Annotated in this window: 18 protein-coding genes and 1 pseudogene; 14 read left to right on the plus strand and 5 right to left on the minus strand. The window is 46.7% G+C overall.

Annotated features, from left to right (window positions below; translation table 11 throughout):
• Positions 1–15 precede the first annotated feature (15 nt).
• The 11 genes and pseudogenes from gspD (at position 16) to VA249_RS00685 (ending at position 10,438) form a co-directional block, all read left to right on the plus strand.
• Positions 16–2,055 carry a type II secretion system secretin GspD gene (gene gspD, locus VA249_RS00635; protein WP_221068478.1) on the plus strand — a complete coding sequence of 680 codons (2,040 nt, stop codon included), beginning with the start codon at positions 16–18 and terminating at the stop codon, positions 2,053–2,055.
• Entirely contained in the window at positions 2,055–3,557 is a 1,503-nt protein-coding gene (gspE, locus tag VA249_RS00640) for a type II secretion system ATPase GspE (RefSeq protein ID WP_128812030.1), read from the plus strand. The genes gspD and gspE overlap by 1 nt, the downstream gene beginning before the upstream one ends.
• Positions 3,557–4,773: pseudogene (gene gspF / locus VA249_RS00645) on the plus strand (type II secretion system inner membrane protein GspF). The gene gspE and the pseudogene gspF overlap by 1 nt, the downstream one beginning before the upstream one ends.
• Before the next feature lie 60 nt (positions 4,774–4,833).
• Entirely contained in the window at positions 4,834–5,277 is a 444-nt protein-coding gene (gene gspG / locus VA249_RS00650; protein WP_128812024.1) for a type II secretion system major pseudopilin GspG, read from the plus strand.
• Between the two features lie 31 nt (positions 5,278–5,308).
• The gene (locus VA249_RS00655) at positions 5,309–5,914 is read left to right on the plus strand and encodes a GspH/FimT family pseudopilin (protein ID WP_211915600.1); all 606 of its coding nucleotides are present in this window, start codon (positions 5,309–5,311) and stop codon (positions 5,912–5,914) included.
• Positions 5,895–6,290: a type II secretion system minor pseudopilin GspI gene (gene gspI / locus VA249_RS00660; RefSeq protein ID WP_221068479.1), complete on the plus strand. Its 396-nt coding sequence runs from the start codon at positions 5,895–5,897 to the stop codon at positions 6,288–6,290. The genes VA249_RS00655 and gspI overlap by 20 nt, the downstream gene beginning before the upstream one ends.
• Positions 6,277–7,002, plus strand: a complete 726-nt coding sequence (gene gspJ, locus VA249_RS00665; RefSeq protein WP_221068480.1) for a type II secretion system minor pseudopilin GspJ — start codon at positions 6,277–6,279, stop codon at positions 7,000–7,002. The genes gspI and gspJ overlap by 14 nt, the downstream gene beginning before the upstream one ends.
• Positions 6,995–8,005: a type II secretion system minor pseudopilin GspK gene (gene gspK, locus VA249_RS00670; protein WP_221068481.1), complete on the plus strand. Its 1,011-nt coding sequence runs from the start codon at positions 6,995–6,997 to the stop codon at positions 8,003–8,005. Before gspJ ends, gspK begins: the two co-directional genes overlap by 8 nt.
• Positions 7,974–9,176, plus strand: coding sequence for a type II secretion system protein GspL (gspL, locus tag VA249_RS00675; RefSeq protein WP_221068482.1), 1,203 nt, complete (start codon positions 7,974–7,976; stop codon positions 9,174–9,176). The genes gspK and gspL overlap by 32 nt, the downstream gene beginning before the upstream one ends.
• A gap of 7 nt (positions 9,177–9,183) precedes the next feature.
• Complete coding sequence (locus VA249_RS00680) at positions 9,184–9,675, plus strand: type II secretion system protein M (protein WP_221069762.1); 492 nt, start codon at positions 9,184–9,186, stop codon at positions 9,673–9,675.
• Position 9,676: 1 nt separating this feature from the next.
• Positions 9,677–10,438, plus strand: coding sequence for a type II secretion system protein N (locus VA249_RS00685; RefSeq protein WP_221068483.1), 762 nt, complete (start codon positions 9,677–9,679; stop codon positions 10,436–10,438).
• Between the two features lie 395 nt (positions 10,439–10,833).
• Here the strand turns inward: VA249_RS00685 and cysQ are convergent, their stop codons facing one another.
• From cysQ to VA249_RS00705, 4 genes are all read right to left on the minus strand, one after another.
• Positions 10,834–11,661, minus strand: coding sequence for a 3'(2'),5'-bisphosphate nucleotidase CysQ (cysQ, locus tag VA249_RS00690; protein ID WP_128812014.1), 828 nt, complete (start codon positions 11,659–11,661; stop codon positions 10,834–10,836).
• A 62-nt stretch (positions 11,662–11,723) separates the two neighbouring features.
• On the minus strand, positions 11,724–12,287 hold the full coding sequence (nudE, locus tag VA249_RS00695; RefSeq protein ID WP_211915593.1) for an ADP compounds hydrolase NudE: 564 nt from the start codon (positions 12,285–12,287) through the stop codon (positions 11,724–11,726).
• Between the two features lie 168 nt (positions 12,288–12,455).
• On the minus strand, positions 12,456–13,040 hold the full coding sequence (gene nfuA, locus VA249_RS00700; RefSeq protein WP_128812012.1) for a Fe-S biogenesis protein NfuA: 585 nt from the start codon (positions 13,038–13,040) through the stop codon (positions 12,456–12,458).
• 97 nt (positions 13,041–13,137) lie between these two features.
• The gene (locus tag VA249_RS00705) at positions 13,138–13,908 is read right to left on the minus strand and encodes a ComF family protein (protein WP_221068484.1); all 771 of its coding nucleotides are present in this window, start codon (positions 13,906–13,908) and stop codon (positions 13,138–13,140) included.
• An 84-nt stretch (positions 13,909–13,992) separates the two neighbouring features.
• Here VA249_RS00705 and bioH point away from each other — a divergent pair, with 84 nt between their 5' ends.
• Positions 13,993–14,757, plus strand: coding sequence for a pimeloyl-ACP methyl ester esterase BioH (gene bioH, locus VA249_RS00710; RefSeq protein WP_221068485.1), 765 nt, complete (start codon positions 13,993–13,995; stop codon positions 14,755–14,757).
• A gap of 129 nt (positions 14,758–14,886) precedes the next feature.
• Complete coding sequence (locus VA249_RS00715) at positions 14,887–15,351, plus strand: ATP-dependent Lon protease (RefSeq protein WP_221068486.1); 465 nt, start codon at positions 14,887–14,889, stop codon at positions 15,349–15,351.
• Positions 15,352–15,466: 115 nt separating this feature from the next.
• Here VA249_RS00715 and VA249_RS00720 read toward each other — a convergent pair whose 3' ends face one another.
• Positions 15,467–17,785 (minus strand): Tex family protein, encoded by a 2,319-nt coding sequence (locus VA249_RS00720; RefSeq protein WP_221068487.1) that lies wholly within the window; start codon positions 17,783–17,785, stop codon positions 15,467–15,469.
• Positions 17,786–17,994: 209 nt separating this feature from the next.
• Here VA249_RS00720 and VA249_RS00725 point away from each other — a divergent pair, with 209 nt between their 5' ends.
• A complete protein-coding gene (locus tag VA249_RS00725; RefSeq protein WP_221068488.1) occupies positions 17,995–19,875 on the plus strand; it encodes a putative ATP-dependent zinc protease in 1,881 nt (626 codons plus the stop codon).
• Positions 19,876–19,887: the final 12 nt, after the last annotated feature.

The raw sequence follows: 19,887 nt of genomic DNA on the forward strand, positions 1-19,887 counted from the left end.
TTCAGGGAGACATACGTGAAACATTGGTTTAGCAAAAGCACTTGGCTACTGGCAGGAACGCTCCTGTGCGCGCCTGGTGCGATGGCGAACGAGTTTAGTGCAAGTTTCAAAGGCACTGACATTCAAGAATTCATCAACATTGTGGGTCGTAATCTAGAAAAGACCATCATCGTTGATCCATCTGTACGCGGTAAAATCGATGTACGTAGTTATGATGTTTTAAACGAAGAACAATACTACAGCTTCTTCCTGAATGTTCTCGAAGTATATGGCTACGCGGTTGTTGAGATGGACAATAACGTCCTGAAGGTGATCAAAGCAAAAGACGCGAAAACATCGGCAATCCCAGTTGTGAGCGGTAATGCTGAGCCAGGCGATAGCGTGATCACCCGTGTTGTTGCGGTACGTAACGTATCGGTACGTGAACTTTCTCCTTTGTTACGTCAGCTGATCAACAACGCAGGTGCCGGTAACGTGGTGCACTATGATCCAGCGAACATCATCTTAATCACAGGCCGAGCAGCCGTGGTGAATCGCCTCGCGGAAATCATTAAACGTGTTGACCAAGCGGGTGATAGAAATATTGAGCTGGTTGAGCTTCAAAATGCATCGGCAGCAGAAATGGTACGCATTATTGATGCGTTGAACAAAACTACGGCACAAAAAAGCACACCAGAATTTCTTGAGCCGAAAATCGTGGCAGATGAGCGCACGAACTCCATCCTAATTTCTGGCGATCCAAAAGTGCGTGCTCGTCTTAAACGCTTGATTCGTCAACTTGATATCGAAATGGCAACCAAAGGTAATAACCGAGTGGTTTACCTCAAGTATGCGAAAGCGGAAGATTTGGTTGATGTACTAAAAGGCGTGTCTGATAACTTGCAAGCAGAGAAACAAGCAGGTCAGAAAGGCGCCTCAAGTGCGAAGCGTGGCGAAGTGGTGATTGCATCCCATGAAGCGACCAACTCTCTCGTGTTGACGGCGCCGCCAGATATTATGATTGCACTGCAAGATGTGATTGCTCAGCTGGATATCCGTCGTGCTCAAGTATTGATTGAAGCATTGATCGTGGAGATGGCAGAGGGTGACGGTGTGAACCTCGGCGTTCAGTGGGGTAACCTCGAAACGGGTGCGATGATCCAATACAGCAATACTGGTGCACCAATTGGTCAAGTAATGGTTGGCTTAGAGGAAGCCAAAGATGTTACGAAAACTGAAAGTTATTGGAACTCTAGCGGTGGCGAGAATGGTAACGGTGCCTGGGAAACCCGTGAGTTCACTGAAGAGGGTGATTATTCAACACTGGCTGCGGCATTAGGTGGCGTGAACGGTGCAGCGATGAGCATTGTGATGGGCGACTGGACAGCATTGATCAGTGCTGTCGCATCGGATTCGAACTCAAACATCTTGTCATCACCAAGCATTACCGTGATGGACAACGGTGAGGCGTCATTTATTGTCGGTGAAGAAGTGCCGGTGATTACTGGCTCAACTGCAGGTTCAAACAACGATAATCCATTCCAAACCGTGGATCGCAAAGAAGTGGGCATCAAGCTGAAAGTCGTGCCTCAGATCAACGAGGGAGACTCTGTTCAGCTGAATATTGAACAAGAAGTGTCAAACGTGTTGGGTGCCAATGGTGCGGTGGACGTGCGTTTTGCTAAGCGTCAATTGAATACTTCAGTGATGGTACAAGACGGTCAAATGTTGGTACTAGGTGGGCTTATTGATGAGCGTGCACTAGAGAGTGAATCGAAAGTACCGCTGCTTGGTGATATTCCGGTTCTTGGTCATCTGTTCAAATCGACCAGTACGCAAGTAGAGAAGAAAAACCTGATGGTGTTCATTAAGCCAACCATTATTCGTGATGGCATGACGGCAGATGGTATTACTCAGCGTAAGTACAACTTTATTCGTGCAGAGCAACTATACAACCAAGAACAAGGCTTGAAGCTAATGTCGGATGACAACATCCCGGTTCTGCCTGAGTTTGGTCGTGAGCGTAAGCACCCAGCTGAAATCCAAGCATTCATTGATCAAATGGAAGTGAAGTAATGGTTGATATGTTAGACACAGCGCCAAGTATGCGTCGTCTGCCATTCAGTTTTGCTAATCGCTTTAAACTGGTATTGGAGACGGAGCACCCAGAGCGCCCTCCAATTCTTTACTATGTGGAGCCGCTTAATCCAGCGGCTCTGGTTGAAGTGCGCCGTGTACTGAAACAGAATTTTATTCCGCAAGTGATGGACAAAGATGCGTTTGATAAGAAGCTTACTGAAGCGTATCAGCGTGACTCATCTGAAGCTCGTCAATTGATGGAAGATATTGGTGCCGATAGCGATGACTTTTTCTCGTTGGCAGAAGAGTTACCGCATGATGAAGACTTACTTGAGTCTGAAGATGATGCGCCAATTATCAAGTTGATTAACGCCATGCTTGGTGAAGCGATTAAAGAGGGGGCTTCGGACATTCATATCGAAACGTTCGAGAAAACGCTGTCTATTCGTTTTCGTGTCGATGGTGTGTTGCGTGAGGTATTAACCCCAAGCCGCAAACTCGCACCATTACTGGTTTCCCGCGTGAAAGTAATGGCGAAATTGGACATTGCTGAAAAACGCGTGCCACAAGATGGGCGTATTTCATTGCGTATTGGTGGGCGTGCGGTCGACGTGCGTGTTTCAACCATGCCGTCATCACATGGTGAGCGTGTGGTAATGCGTCTATTGGATAAGAACGCCACCCGCCTTGATTTGCACAGCTTAGGCATGACGCCTTCCGTACACCATAACTTTGCGCATCTGATCCAACGTCCACACGGCATTATCTTGGTGACGGGCCCAACGGGTTCGGGTAAATCCACCACCTTGTATGCCGGTCTGCAAGAGATCAACAGCAACGAGCGCAACATTCTAACGGTGGAAGACCCGATCGAATTCGATATCGATGGTATCGGCCAGACGCAAGTTAACCCGAAAGTGGACATGACGTTTGCTCGTGGTTTGCGCGCGATCCTGCGTCAAGACCCGGATGTCGTGATGGTGGGTGAGATCCGTGACTTGGAAACGGCCCAGATAGCGGTTCAGGCCTCGTTGACTGGTCACTTAGTGATGTCGACGCTACACACCAACACAGCCGTTGGTGCGATTACACGTCTCCGTGATATGGGCATTGAACCATTCCTTATTTCTTCTTCTTTGCTTGGTGTGCTGGCTCAACGTCTCGTGCGTACGCTGTGTTCGGATTGTAAAGAGCCGTATGAAGCGGATAAAGAACAGAAGAAACTGTTTGAAATGGAAGAGACAGAATCTTTAGTTTTACATCGCGCTAAAGGATGTGAGGCCTGTAACCAAAAAGGTTACCGTGGCCGAACGGGTATTCATGAACTATTGATGGTTGATGACAAAGTTCAAGAGCTTATCCATAGCGAAGCAGGTGAACAAGAAGTAGAAAAAGCCGTTCGTGCACATACACCAAGTATTCGTAGCGATGGCTTGAGCAAAGTTCGCCTTGGCATTACGTCACTTGAAGAAGTCATGCGAGTAACCAAGGAAGCGTAATGGCGGCATTTGAATACAAAGCGCTGGATGCGAAAGGCAAACAGAAGAAAGGCACGATTGAGGGGACAACGCCCGTCAAGTGCGCCAACGCCTAAAAGAGCAGGGAATGATCCCTGTTGAGGTCATGGAAGCCAAAGCCAAAGCGGCAAAGTCTTCTGGTTCGGTTGGTTTTAAACGTGGCATAAAAACGGCTGAACTGGCTTTGATTACACGTCAACTTTCTACGTTGGTGCAATCCGGCATGCCGTTGGAAGAGTGTTTAAAAGCCGTATCAGAGCAAGCGGAAAAGCCACGTATTCGGACCATGATTGCTGCCGTTCGTTCTAAAGTTACGGAGGGTTATCCGCTAGCGGACAGCTTAGGTGACTATCCACATGTCTTTGATGAGCTGTTTCGTTCCATGGTTGCTGCCGGTGAAAAATCCGGCCACTTGGATACCGTATTGGAACGTTTGGCAGAGTATGTCGAGAACCGTCAAAAGATGCGCTCTAAACTCTTGCAGGCCATGATTTATCCGGTTGTTTTAGTGGTCTTTGCGGTGGCGATTGTCTCTTTCTTGTTAGCGACGGTCGTGCCTAAAATTATTGAACCTATCATTCAGATGGGGCAAGAGTTACCTCAATCAACGCAGATTTTGCTTGCTGCCAGTGAGTTTATTCAGAACTGGGGTTTGATTATTTTTGGTGTGGTCGTGGTGTTTTTCTACGGCCTAAAATTAGCGTTACAAAAACCAAACTTTCGTCTAGCGTGGGACAGAAAAATTCTGAGCATGCCATTGCTGGGTAAGATTTCTAAAGGTTTGAACACGGCCCGTTTTGCACGCACGCTCTCGATTTGTACTTCAAGTGCCATTCCTATTCTTGAGGGGATGCGCGTTGCAGTAGACGTGATGTCAAACCGCTATGTAAAGCAGCAAGTGTTGGTTGCCGCGGATAATGTGCGCGAGGGGGCGAGTTTAAGAAAAGCCCTTGATCAAACGCGTTTGTTTCCACCAATGATGCTACATATGATCGCCAGTGGTGAGCAAAGTGGTGAGCTAGAAAGCATGCTCACACGAGCGGCTGATAACCAAGACCAAAACTTTGAATCAACGGTTAATATTGCTTTGGGTGTGTTTACACCAGCATTGATTGCATTGATGGCAGGCCTTGTGCTTTTCATCGTAATGGCGACATTAATGCCAATGTTGGAAATGAATAACTTAATGAGCGGATAAAATTCGGGTTAAGACGTGTCTATTGATGATATGGCTTGAATCTAACTTTCGGAGAAAACAATGAAATTTAAGCGTAGTAAACAGCGCGGCTTTACACTTTTAGAAGTAATGGTCGTTGTGGTTATTTTGGGTATCTTGGCAAGTTTTGTTGTGCCAAACCTATTGGGTAACAAAGAAAAAGCAGATCAACAAAAAGCGATCACAGACATTGTGGCGCTAGAAAATGCGTTGGATATGTATAAGTTGGATAACAGCGTTTACCCAACCACAGACCAAGGTCTAGACGCGCTTGTTACAAAACCGTCTAACCCTGAGCCACGCAACTACCGTGATGGTGGTTACATCAAGCGCCTGCCAAACGATCCTTGGGGTAATGAGTACCAATACCTAAGCCCAGGTGATAATGGCACGATTGATATCTTCACACTTGGTGCAGATGGTCAAGAGGGCGGTGAAGGTCCTGCTGCTGATATTGGCAACTGGAACATGCAAGACTTCCAATAATATTTATGACAAACCAGCACTAATGAAGCAAATGCAAAAACATCACGGTTTTACATTAATAGAAATTCTATTGGTGCTGGTTTTGTTATCCCTTACCGCGGTAGCGGTGATCACAACCTTACCGACAAGTCAGAAAGACCTTTCCAAACAGTACGCTCAAAGCTTTTTTCAACGTTTGCAGCTGTTGAATGAAGAAGCCGTATTGAGTGGCAAAGATTTTGGCGTTCGTGTTGATGAAGCGAAATCAACCTATGTGTTGTTGAGTTTGACTCAAGATGGTTGGCAGCCTCTCGAATTAAAGCAAATTCCGAGTGAAACCAAGTTAGAAGATGATATCGCTTTGCAGTTAGAGCTGGGGGGCGGAGCTTGGGATGATGATAATCGTTTGTTTGAGCCGGGATCTTTGTTTGATGAAGACATGTTTGCCGAGGAAGACGACGAAAAAAACAAAAAAGTAAAACCACCACAAGTGTTTGTTTTTTCTAGTGCAGAGCTGACGCCTTTTACGCTGTCTTTCTTCCCTGAAAATGGTGATACATTGAATGATGGTTGGCGAATAATTGGCAAAGAAACTGGCGAAATTAAGTTATTAGCGCCAGGAGAAGAAGCGGAAGACGATGACAATACGAGATTCTAACCTACACCGTATTGGTAAATCGTACCGCAAAACACGAGGCATGACGTTGCTTGAGGTGCTTGTTGCACTCGCTATTTTTGCCACCGCAGCGATCAGTGTGATTCGCTCTGTGAGTCAGCACATTAATACCATCAGTTATTTAGAAGAAAAAATCTTTGCAGCTATGGTTGTGGATAACCAAATGGCTAACGTGATGCTTGCTACCGAAAAGCTAAAAGCAAAAAACGGTACAGAAGAGCTTGCGGGCCGCACTTGGTATTGGAAAGTCACACCCGTTGCCACCGCGCAGCCATTGCTGAAAGCATTTGATGTCAGTGTCGCGACAGCAAAAAACACAAGCCCAGTGGTTACAGTGAGAAGTTATGTGGCGCAGTAAAACGAAACGCTTGATGCACGGCCACCCAACACGTTCAAAGCAAAGCGGTTTTACGCTGATAGAGGTGTTGGTCTCGATTGCCATATTTGCCAGTTTGAGTGTCGCTGCGTATCAAGTGGTGTCTCAAGTGCAGCGTAGCAATGTGCTCTCACAAGAACGCACTCAACGCTTGAATGAGCTTCAAAGGGCGATGGTGATGATGGATAACGACTTTCGTCAGATGGCGATGCGCCAAATCCGTACTAACGGTGAAGAGCCATCAAGCCAATTGATCTTTTGGTCCGATTATCTGTTGGATTCGGATGCAAAAGGCGTGATGTTTGCGCGTTTGGGGTGGCATAACCCTCAACAGCAATTTCCGCGAGGTGAGGTAACGAAAGTGGGTTATCGCCTCAAAGACAATGTGTTGCAACGTATATGGTGGCGCTATCCAGATACGCCAACCGGTCAAGAGGGATTGGTGACACCACTGCTCACTCAAGTCGAAAGCTTTGATATGCGTTTTTATGATGGCAAATCTTGGCAAAAAAATTGGGCGAACAATCGTGAGCTTCCAAAGGCTGTATCGGTGATCTTAGACCTTAAAGATTATGGTGAGATCACACGAACGTACTTAACACCGGATGGCAAGTTCAGCTCGAGCAACAGCGATGATGCTTCTAGTAACGACTCTGCAGGAGGTAACAACGCTTCAGGAGACAGCAATGGCTAAACGTCAGCGCGGTGTCGCTTTGATCATTGTCCTAATGCTATTAACCATTATGACAACCATTGCAGCAAGTATGTCCGAACGATTGTTTTTGCAGTTTCAGCGCGGTGCAAACCAGATCAACTATCAACAAGCTTATTGGTATAGCTTAGGGGTAGAAGCCCTGGCAAAAGTGGGTATCGAACAGAGCTATAAAGACAGCGATACCATTAATCTTAGCCAACCATGGGCAATAAAAGAGCAGGTGTATCCTCTCGATTATGGTCAAGCCTCAGGTAAGATTATTGATAAGCAGGCATGCTACAACCTCAATGTGTTAGCGAGTGTGCAGCCAGCCGGTGAACAAACGACTCGACCGTATTTGGTTCAAGTGCTTCAACGCATGTTAGAAGAGGCGGATGTCGAACCTTATCAGGCTGAAGTGATCGCGGATTCTGCGTGGGAATATGTAGATAGCGACAATACCGTTCGTTCGACTACTGGGGTCGAAGATAGCACTTATGAAGCGATGAAGCCCGCTTATTTACCACCAAACGGCTTGATGGCCGATGTTAGTGAGTTGCGTGCGATTTATCAGGTGTCTGGCGATATTTATCAAAAAATTGCGCCGTTAGTGTGCGCGATTCCTACCGATGATTGGCGTTTAAACGTGAATACCATCGAGGTTGAACAAGCCTCCATTTTGGTGGCGATGTTTACCCCTGGCTTGAATAATAGCGATGCTGTCCAGTTGATAGAAAAGCGACCTTTTGATGGTTGGGATAGCGTTGATGAATTTTTAGCTGAGTCAGAATTAGCTGGCTTAAGTGATGATGTAAAGAAAAATGCAAAAGGCTATTTGGGTGTCGATAGCGCTTATTTTGAATTAGATGCACAAGTGCTGGTGGATGAATCCCGAGTTCGTATCCGAAGTCTTTTGCAAAGTACGAATAGAGAAACGGTGACTGTCGTTCGCCGTCGTTTTGGAGGAATCAGTGAGCGAGTTTCTGACCGTTCGGCTGAGTAGCGAACAACAAAGTACCATTCCATGGTTGGTGTGGTCGACACAACAGCAAGAAGTGATTGCCAGCGGTGAAATCGCCGGGTGGGAACATCTGGATGAGCTGACAGCATATGCTGAGCAGCGACAAGTGATAGCCCTGCTTGCAAGCAATGATGTTGTCCTTACGGAGTTAGATATCCCACCGGGTGCGGCTCGTCAGTTTGACAGTATGCTGCCTTATTTGGTGGAGGATGAAGTCGCACAAGATGTGGATAGCCTGCATTTCACCGTATTAGATAAGCAAGCCGATAAGGCACAAGTGTGTGCTGTCGAGCGAGCTTGGATCCAAACCATTTTGCAGCGTTTTTCCACTCAAGGCATTGTGATTAAGCGAATTTTGCCTGATGTGTTGGCTCTGCCTTGTGAAGAGGATAGCAGTACGGCGGTATTGCTTGGTGAGCAGTGGCTGATCCGCCATTCTCAAACGCAAGGTGCGGTGGTCGATAGTTCGTGGCTAGATTTGTATCTGTCGGCTTATCGACAGAATAAACCAGAGTGGAAACTCAATAGTTATAGCTCTTTACCAGAGGCTTCTATGGCAGATGTTTGGGTCGCGAAACCTGAAGAAATGACCATGGCATTGCTGGCGAAAGGAGTAGCAGAGACGAAGACCAACATTTTGACCGGGGCATTTAAGCCAAAGTCGTCTCTGGGCAAATACGTTAAGGTATGGCAGAAAACCGCGATCGCAGCGAGTGTGTTGCTGGTTGTACTTGTGGCTCAACAACTCTTGATGGTCCATAAGTACGAAGCGCAAGCTGATGCGTATCGTGAAGAGAGTGAACGTATTTTCCGTCAAGTATTCCCGGGTAAGAATCGTATTCCAACCGTGAGCTACTTAAAGCGTCAAATGACGGATGAAGAGCGTCGCTTATCGGGCGGAGCCAGTGAGCAAGCGATGTTGCCTTGGCTTGCCGCTTTGCCATCTGCGTTAGGACAGGTGAAAGATCTGCAAGTGACGAGTTTTAAATATGATGGTCAACGTGGTGAAGTTCGCATTCAAGCAACAAGCTCTGATTTCCAACCATTTGAGCAAGCGCGTGTGAAATTAGCAGAAAAATTTAATGTTGAACAAGGTCAACTCAATCGCAACGGCAATGTTGTGATGGGTAGCTTTGTATTAAAGCGTCTGTGAGGTGATGATGAAGAATTTAATTTCTCCGATTCAAGCATGGTGGAGCAGCATCTCACAGCGAGAACAGCGTTTAGTGTTGGGTTGTGGGGCCATTGCGGTTGTAGGCATCATTTATTGGGGTGTGTTGCAACCTATGAGTCAACGTGCCGAATTAGCACAATCGCGAATCTCAAGTGAAAAGCAGTTGTTGAGTTGGGTGCAAAATAAAGCGGATGACATTACCGCACTACGCAAAAGTGGTGGTGTGAGTTTTTCCAATCAGCCACTTAACCAGATTGTTTCTTCGTCTGCTCGTCGCTACAAAGTTGAGCTTATCCGAGTGCAACCGCGCAACGAGAGTGTGCAAGTATGGATCAAGCCTTTAGCATTTAATCAAATGGTCGATTGGCTGCGTTACTTAAAAGAACAACAAGGTATTGAGGTGGAATTTCTTGATATCGACCGAACAGAGCAAGCTGGCATGATTGATGTGAATCGCTTGCAATTTAAGCGAGGTTAAGGTGAAGCGAGTCGTTCTTTACGTAGTGATTTTTATCACCTTCTTCTCTGCAAGTTTGATTGCAGGTTTGCCCGTCTCTTGGGTTCTCCAACAAGCACCAAAAGTGAGAGGTTTGGAAATTCAAGGTGCTCAAGGTACGGTTTGGCAAGGCCAAGCATCGAATGTGATGTGGCAGCGCCAGAACTTAGGTGAAGTGAATTGGGACTTTCAATTATCTCGTTTGTTTACCGGTAAAGTGGAATTTGCTGTGCGTTTTGGTCGCGGTAGCGATATGGATGTACGTGGCAAAGGCTTTGTGGGTTATAGCCTAGCAGGTGGTCCCTACGCAGAAAATTTGGTGGCGTCTATGCCAGCGGAAAAAGTCGTGGAGCAAGCTCGATTGCCTGTACCTGTTGGTGTGGATGGTCAACTAGAGTTGAATATTCGTCATGCATCATATGCCGCACCGTGGTGTAAAACTGGTGAGGGCACATTAGTATGGAGTGCGAGTGGCATTCAAAGTCCATTAGGAAGTCTTGACCTTGGCCCTGTGATTGCGGACCTAAATTGTAAAGACAGTGTGCTGACAGCATCGGGTGAGCAGCAAAGTAAGCAAGTATCCGCGGCGTTTTCTGCAGAGTTACAACCAAATCAGCGCTATTCAACAAAAGCCTGGTTCAAGCCAGGCGCAGAGTTTCCATCGGGGATGAGTGACCAACTAAAATGGTTAGGTAATCCAAATGCTCAAGGTCAATACGAGTTTAATTACCAAGGTCGATTTTAGCCAAATTTGGTATCCATCACATCATCAAAGAGCTGCCAGTGTGCAGCTCTTTTTGTTTTATGCGTGATATTCGTTTTATCGCCTCTATTTTTTGCGCCCCTTTTTGATTATGGAGCCTCTCTTTCTTAAGCACGATAGGTTTTAGATCATGGTAGGCCAAACCATCTATTCGCTGTACAAAAAGTTTAACTAAGTATTGGGCTGTTATCTAACGCTATGATTTTTAAAAATATAGTAGGTAGGTGTACAGCTAAATCAGCATTTAGATCATGATAGGCTAAATGCTCCTAACGCTGTACACGTGATAAAAAGAAAGGCCACGAAATGGATTCGTGGCCTTTGTAATTTTTCTACGCTAACGTTCGTCGTTTACTTACTGTGATAGGTATCCGAGCTTAATCTTTTTCTTGCAGGATCTCATGCCAAGGTAAGTCGGCATCACCTAAAACAATAAAATTGGGGTTCTCAAGTGTCTCACGTTCGTTGTATGAAAGAGGTTCTAACTGTGTGCTGAGTATGCGTCCGCCAGCCTCTTCGACAATACATTGAGTGGCAGCGGTGTCCCATTCACCTGTTGGACCTAAACGTAAATAACAGTCCACGGCACCCTCTGCAACTAGGCAGGCTTTGAGTGCTGCCGAACCGAGTGGAATCAAATCATAATTCCAAGCACTGCTCATGCGACTCGTAATGCGATTAATGTCTTGGCGTCGGCTAATGGCAATCGCAATGTTCTGTCCCGGTTGCTCATGCTTGTGCGTATAGATTTTTACACTTTCGGACATATCCGGAATTTTCCAAGCCCCTTTTCCGCTGTATGCGTAATAAGTTACACCCGAGACAGGGCCGTAGACGACCCCCATGGTTGGCTTGTTGTTATCAATCAATGCAATGATCGTGGCAAAGTCTCCGCTGCGTGCGATGAACTCTTGTGTGCCATCAAGGGGGTCGACTAACCAGTAGCGCTCCCACTTTTCACGTTGCTCTAAGCTAATGTCAGCCGCCTCTTCAGAAAGTACGGGAATGTCCGGTGTTAATTCACTTAGGCGCTCAGTAATCAACTTATGTGCAGCAATATCGGCACTAGTGACTGGGGTTTCGTCACTTTTTGTGTAGGCTTCGTACTGTTTTTTTTCGTAGATGTCTAAAATCAATTGTCCTGCGCTACGCGCAATTTCGATGACTTGCGGAAGCAGGTGAGATAAATCTTTGGTCATTGGCATAGGTCGTGGTCCTTTCTCGCCATTTTTTATCAGTTTTTGAACTCTGGATTATTTAGAGATCTTTATGGGTTGCGAGTGGTGTTCTGTAAGTGTTTTAGTGCCAACATCAACGCGGTGATGCTTCTTGCTTCACAAAAGTCCAAGTGCGTTAAAAGCTCTTCTGCCTGAGCGAGAGGCCAACGTACGATTTCGAGTGGTTCAGGCTCGTCGCCTTGCATTTGCTCCGGATACAGCCCTTGGCCCAAAAATAGCGTCATTTTGCTAGAAAAGTAAGACGGGGCGAGGATTACGCGTTTTAATGGAACTAAGTGTTGAGCACCAAAGCCAATTTCTTCTTTGAGCTCTCGATCTGCGGCTTGTTCTGGTGTTTCACCCGCGTCAATCAATCCTTTTGGAAAACCCAGTTCGTAGCGTTCCGTTCCCGCCGCGTACTCGCGTACCAGTAGGAGATCGCCTTGTTCCGTGACCGGAACAACCATGACGGCATCGCGTCCACTGGGTTTCATTCGTTCATAGGTGCGAAGTTCGCCATTGGAAAAGCGAAGGTCGAGGGCTTCCACTGCAAACAGTTTTGATTTTGCAACTGTCTCGCAAGACAATATTTCTGGTGGTGTCCTTTTCGACATAACGCTGACTCCTAATGTCATTGGCAAGTAGGGGGAGAACCTAATATATGAGAAGAACGCTTGAGTTTCTAGCGTGATAATGGCTCATTATTGGTTTGAAAACAAAAATGGGAGGCATCTGCCTCCCATTTGTCGTTGATATGAGTAAAGATCGAGTATCAGTCGAACTTAGTAGTAAGAGTGATCGCCACGATCATGCTCTGTAGCATCGCGAACCGCAGTTAGCTCACCAACAAATTGGTTTAATAGTTCTTTCTCGATGCCTTCTTTTAGTGTCACGTCCACCATTGAGCAGCCGTTACAACCGCCACCGAATGCTACGATTGCGATGCCATCTTCAGTGATTTCTACAAGGTTAACGTGGCCACCGTGACCAGCAAGTTGCGGGTTCACTTGAGTTTGGATGACATACTCAACACGCTCAACAAGAGGCGCGTCGTCCGCCACTTTACGCATTTTTGCGTTTGGCGCTTTAAGAGTCAGTTGAGAGCCCATTTTATCTGTTGCGAAGTCGATCTCTGCGTCTTCTAAAAACGGTAGGCTAAGCTCATCAATGAATGCAGAAAAACCACTGAATGTGATTTCAGTATCGGTTGCTTCTACGGCTTCAGGTGGGCAGTAAGATACGCCACACTCTGCATTTTGGGTTCCTGGATTCACAACAAAAACACGGATGTTTGTGCCTTCAGGCTGTTGGCCTAAAAGGTTGGCGAAGTGTGTTTGCGCAGTTTCTGTAATAGTAATATTTGACACGACGAATACCTGAGTAATTTTGTAGGCTATTACTGCTATTCTACTCCTGTTGGCGTCTCGGTCTAGTCTTTTTGATGCTAAGACATGGCGAAGCGATCTAGAGTGAGCCTGGGGCAGGAGTTCTGCAGATGCAGTAAATATCGATGCTTTCTACACCGACTTCAAGTAGTAAATCACATAATTGTCGGACGGTACTGCCCGTTGTGACGACATCATCAACAATTGCGACATGAGAATCGCGCACTTTGCCTTTTAGTGCAAATGCACCTTTCAAATTTAGCTCCCGGTTGCTTTTCTTATGCCCCCGTTGTGATGGGGCACTCTTGATGCGTTTAAACACGTTGGGTTCAAACCTTACCTCAAGGTGGTTTGCTAAGTATCTTGCAAGAGTATGGCTTTGATTGAAACCTCGCTTTAGGTACCGTTGCCAATGCAGTGGAACGCAGGTGATAACTGGCGCGGGATGCTCAATTCGTTGTGCAAGTAATTGAGTGAGTGCATTAACGTGCCAAGGTTCAGCGTGATCTTTAAATCGTTGAACTTGGACTGAGAGTGGGAAGTCATAATCACCCAGTGTGAACAAGCGCTGCCATGGCGGGGGATCGCGTAAGCATGCTCCACATTGTGTTTTGGCTTGGTCGATTTGAGGCGCTGGGTTGGCAGAGACAAGACCGTTGGCACTACCCTGCTCATTTATCATCGATAAACCGCACCGAGCGCAACGTTGTATGGAGTTAAGTTGAGCAAAACAGTGCTCGCACCAGCGTAGTGGATTGGTCGCTTGATAGGCGTCAATTGGTAATCGACATAAACCACATTGACTGCCCAACACACGGTGCATGATGTTTTGCCATTGATGAGATAACATACAATCCATTCAAGGTTAGATTGACATCAGATTAACGCTTGAGCGGCATACTAAGGCATAGAATAAGTGGGAGAGACTGAGAGCATGAGCACGAATTTACACTGGCGGTCGTTTGGCCAAGGGCCAGATTTGGTGTTGTTGCATGGTTGGGGGATGAATGGTGCTATCTGGGAGCAGACAGTAACGTCACTTGAACCTTATTTTCGTGTTCACATCGTTGATTTACCCGGTTATGGTCACAGCGCGGCCCACCACGCGGAAAGTTTAGCTCAAATTGCCGATATGGTTCTGAGCAACGCTCCAGACAGAGCAGTGTGGTTGGGTTGGTCATTAGGTGGTTTAGTTGCAACGCATATTGCCCTTAACGCACCGGAACGTGTCACTAAGCTTATTACTGTCGCCAGTTCGCCGAAATTTGCGGCTGAGCGTCCTTGGCGCGGCATTCAGCCGAACGTTTTGACGGCTTTTACCTCTCAGTTACTGGAAGATTTCTCTGTCACGATTGAGCGCTTTATGGCACTGCAAGCCATGGGCAGTCCATCGGCGCGCAAAGACGTGAAGCAATTAAAGCAAGCAGTCTTGTCTCGACCGCAACCGAATCCGGACTCTTTGCTCGTGGGATTGAACATTCTTGCGGATGTTGATTTGCGTGATGCATTACATGGCCTTTCTATGCCGATGCTGCGTCTTTACGGCAGACTCGATGGATTAGTGCCTATCAAAGTGGCCTCTGATTTGAGTGAACAACTCCCAAACACGCAACAGTTTGTGTTCGAACAGTCCTCTCATGCGCCCTTTATGACTGAGCATGATGCGTTTTGTCTTCGAGTGCGAGAGTTTGCCGCTTAGGTTGTAAAAATTGGAACCAATAAAAGTTCTAAAGCTGATTAAAAATTGGTCGATATAAGTTTGAACAAACGCTTCTATTGGAGGTGTTTGTTGTATTGACGAGTTGGGCGACGCTCAGGAGGGTTCGCAATGATTGTGTCACCAGCCAACATTAGTGTGCCATTGATCGCGCCATCCGTGAATGTGCAGACCGAGCAAGTTGCTCGTGAAAATAAAGTTCGAGAGCCTATCACGCCGACGGTTGCATTGGCGAAAACCAATGCCGAGCGCAAAGTGACCAGTGATGAGAAACGGCGCCGACAATCTTCTTGGGATCCATCCGATCATCCTGACTATCAAATTGACCCGGATGTCGATAGTCATTATCACGAAGAACCCGAGGATGCGTTAGCGCGTTTGTTTGGTTTGCTTGCGCTCAAATCTTATAGCGAGGATCAGGGAAAGGGCTACACGATTCGATTTCGGTTACCTAAGCGTATTCTGGATGCGGCGATCAAGCAGGGGGTAATGGAAAAGCGCAGAAAAGTGATTAAGTTTCATTATGGTCATGCCGTCGCGCCCCATACACCATCTGAAGTGATAGCCATACTATGAAGCGATCCAAATAAAAACGCTCCAAGCAGGTTAAACTGATTGGAGCGTTTTCTTTTGTACTCTGTACTCTCTTGAGTATGAGTGTTAAACCTTAACGAGGTTGTTTTTTACGAGATCATTTTTTCGCTTTCGCAAAAGCGGCCGCAAATGCCCCACCCATAGCGTTGTTTGATGAAGAATCATCACGACGAGGTTGTTGACGACGTTGTTGATCATGACGACGTGGTGTCTCCGAACGCTGACTGCGGTTGTCTTGACCAGGTTCGTCGTTCAAACGCATGGTTAACGCAATGCGCTTACGCTGAACATCCACTTCCATGACTTTAACTTTGACGATATCACCGGCTTTTACGACCTCACGAGGATCTGAAACAAAGCGGTCAGTGAGCGCAGAAATGTGTACAAGACCATCTTGGTGAACACCGATGTCGACGAAAGCACCAAAGTTCGCCACGTTGGAGACCACGCCCTCTAGAATCATACCTAGTTCTAAATCGGATACCGCGTTAACGCCTTCCGCAAATGTTGCAGTTTTAAACTCAGGACGAGGATCTCGACCTGGTTTGTCGAGTTCTTTAATGATGTCAGTTACGGTCGGTAAACCAAAGTTGTCATTGGTGTAGTCGATCGCGTGTAGATTTTTTAGGAAGCTCGAATCGCCGATCAACGCTTTGATGTCTTTGCTGTTTTTTTCAGAAATCGCTTTTACCACTGGGTACGCTTCTGGGTGAACGGCTGAAGCATCAAGAGGGTTCTTACCATCCATAATACGTAGGAAACCCGCACACTGTTCAAATGCTTTAGGGCCTAAACGAGGTACTTTTTTCAGTGTGGTACGAGCGTCGAAGCGGCCGTTTTCATCACGGAAGTCGACAATATTCTGCGCGATGGTGCTGGATAAGCCCGCAACGCGAGTGAGCAGTGCTGCAGAGGCGGTATTCACATCAACGCCAACAGCGTTTACACAGTCTTCCACAATGGCATCTAGGCGTTTTGCTAGCATTGATTGGCTCACGTCATGCTGGTATTGACCCACCCCGATCGATTTTGGATCGATTTTTACAAGCTCAGCCAGCGGATCTTGCAGGCGACGTGCAATAGACACTGCACCGCGCAGCGATACGTCCATATTCGGGAACTCTTTCGCAGCCAACTCAGAGGCAGAGTAAACCGATGCCCCCGCTTCACTGACGATGATTTTTTGTACTTTCAGATTGCCACGTTTGATCACATCAGCGACGAAACTGTCGGTTTCGCGTGAAGCCGTACCGTTACCGATCGCGATCAAATCGACGTTGTACTTGCGAACAAGTTGGTCAACGACTTGCGCAGATTTGTCGTATTGTTTTTGTGGTGGGTGAGGGTAAATGGTTTCGGTCGCAAGCACTTTACCAGTCGGATCAACAATAGCGATTTTTGAACCAGTACGCAGACCCGGATCGAGGCCAAGCGTTGCACGAGGGCCTGCAGGTGCTGCCATCAGCAAGTCTTTTAGGTTGGTAGCGAAGACTTCAATCGCCTCGATTTCAGCGCGCTCTTTCATTGCGCCCATCAATTCGGTTTCCATGTGCATGGAGACTTTAATGCGCCAAGCCCAACTGATCACTTGTTTACGCCACGTATCTGCAGGCGCGCTACTTAGGGTCACACCGTAGTGGTCGGCGATGATGGTTTCGCAGTAAGACTGACGTACGCCATCTTCCTGTTCTGGATCGGCATTCATTGCCAATGTTAGAAAGCCTTCGTTACGACCACGTAGCATCGCCAGTGCGCGGTGCGATGGTACTTTGCTTAGCGGTTCGTTGTGGTTGAAGTAATCTTTAAACTTCTCACCGTCGTTCTCTTTGCCCTCAACCACTCGAGCAACCATTTCTGCATTACGGTTTAGGTGGTTACGGATCTTCTCAAGCAGGTTCGCGTCTTCAGCGATGCGTTCCATGATGATCGCGCGCGCGCCATCCAGTGCGGCTTTGGTGTCTGCCACGCCTTTGTCTGCGTCAAGGTATTTGCTTGCTTCGCTTTCTGGTTCCGTTTGAGGGTGATTCCACAGGATGTCAGCTAACGGTTCTAGGCCGGCTTCAATGGCGATTTGACCTTTCGTTCGACGTTTTGGTTTGTATGGTAAGTACAGGTCTTCTAGGCGAGTTTTGCTGTCTGCTTGCTTGATAGCTTGTTCTAACTCAGCGGTGAGTTTGCCCTGTTCTTGAATGGATTTTAGGATGGTTTGACGGCGGTCGTCTAACTCGCGAAGGTAAGACAGGCGGCTGTCTAGTGTACGCAATTGGGTATCATCAAGACCACCCGTTACTTCTTTACGGTAACGGGCAATAAACGGGACTGTGTTACCGTCATCGATCAGGGTTACAGCAGCATTAACTTGCTCAGGGCGAACATTCAGCTCTTGAGCAATCATGCGACAGATAGCTTGGCTCATCCGTGTCTTCTCTTTCATTTTGTTTGGGTATTGGTTATGTATAGAACATTGGGGCCATTGGTAGAATTTGCAATGTTTTAATGGCGCTTCACAAAAATTTACCGAGTGCTGGTGGACATCAGTCAGGTTTGTGTCAAAACTGTAATTAAATTCGAAACTTATGCGTTGGTTTGCCGACTAACTCCTTACCTTAGCTCATACGGAAAATTATGATGAAGAAAATGTCTTTGGCTCTGGCGCTTTCAAGTGCTTTACTAGCGACCCCCTTAGCTTGGTCTCAGTCTCTTTCTGCTACGACGCAAGCTCCCGTCTACCAACTTGATGACAAGCCGGTTTTAGGTCGTGTCGAAAGTGTGCACTACAGTGATATTCCGGAATTAAGTGGCGTGCCTTTTATTGGAAAAATCGATACGGGCGCTGATACCACGTCAATGCACGCTGACAATATTCACGTGACCAGTTCCAATCCAGAGTACAAAGATCTAAAAGATGACAAATTGATGTGGGCGATTGTCGACGATCTAGGCGGAACCAATGCAAAGTGGACGGCGGAAAGTTTCAAGCCGTATCAAGTGACCGTGAGCTTTACTCTTCATCACCCTTACACTGGAGAAGAGGTCAAAATCACCGATGATTTAGACCGTATCAGTGCTATTCGCAGCCGTACCAGTGAAAAACCTATTTTGCGCCCAACCGTCAAAATGCCAATGACCATTGCCGGCCACACCGTTGATACCGTGGTGAACCTTACTAAGCGTACGCAATTTTCTGCCCCAGTTTTGATTGGTAAGACGTACCTCGATAACAACGCATGGGTGTTTGCCGGTTATGACTATTTGCAAGAGCAACCCAACGCCCAGATGATTGGTAAAAAAGAAACGGTGAGTATCGAGGGGCTCCCTTACAAAGTGAGTATTTCGACATCTAGCCGCTATACCAACGTTCATGCACTCAATATCAAGGTCGATAAAAAGAAGCAGCAAGTTTCTTTTACCTTGGAGGGGGAAAATGGCAAGCGCCATTCAATGACGCTGCCATTGATCCGAATGCTGAAAACCAGCAAGGGTGAGCGACCATTGGTGTACCTCCCAGTAAAAGTGAGTGAAACCGAGACTCAACAATGGTTGGTTTACTTGCGTGACCGTAGCGGCTTTAGTTCGCAGATTCGCTTAGGGAAAGACGTTGCGAGTCAACACTTTGTGATTGATACCGATAGAGAAAATTTACTCGGTGGGGTCGAGAAATCTTTTAAGAATGCTTTGAAATCGAAACCATTGGTGATTTCACCTGAAGAGTCGGTGAATATTGATGGCTACAGCCTGCCTGCGTATCCAACCTTTACGGTCAAAACCCCATTACTTCGAGTAAATGGCTTTGAGTTGACGACAAAAGACAAAAAAGAGGTGGTGACGTTCTACTTACCAACAAGTAATGGCAAAGAAGAGAAAATTACGAAGCCAGTGCTTAAGAAACTTAAGGTTGGCGATGCTGTTCGCCCTGTTGTTGAGGGCGACTTTATCTTGGGTGATAAACAAACCTCAGTTAAGTTTGCCATTGATTTGTTGGAAAAAGACCAGCAGCAACCGTTTTTCGTATTTGGTCATAACATGGCAAAAGGGGGCGTATTGCTGAATACGCGTGCGGATCATTTGTTGGATGCACAGACGCTTTTCAAGGCGGGGCACATTGAAGTTGCTGAAGTGGAAGGGCTTTCTTTCCCAGTCAAATTGGACACTGGCGCTGATGTGAGTTCCATTAATGCACAAAACATCAAACAGTTTGAAAAAGACGGCAAAAAGATGGTGAGCTTTAACTATGAAAACGATGCTGGCATGAAAAAAGCGTTCACCAAACCTGTGGTCGATGTGATGCGCATTACCGCGAAAAAAGGCGAGAAAGCCAATGAGCGCCCGGTGGTCGAGATGCACGTAAAATTGGGTGAATTAGAGAAGAAAATTCGCGTTAATTTACAAGACCGTAGCCGTTTTCATTACAGTATGATTTTGGGTAAGAACTTTTTGAAACATGGTGCGGTCGTTGCCAGTGATACCAACTACATCGTGACTGAAAAGCCGGATTACGAAGAGTAATTACACGGCAGA

The sequence above is a fragment of the Vibrio alfacsensis genome (assembly GCF_019670485.1).
GTDB classification, from domain to species: domain Bacteria; phylum Pseudomonadota; class Gammaproteobacteria; order Enterobacterales; family Vibrionaceae; genus Vibrio; species Vibrio alfacsensis.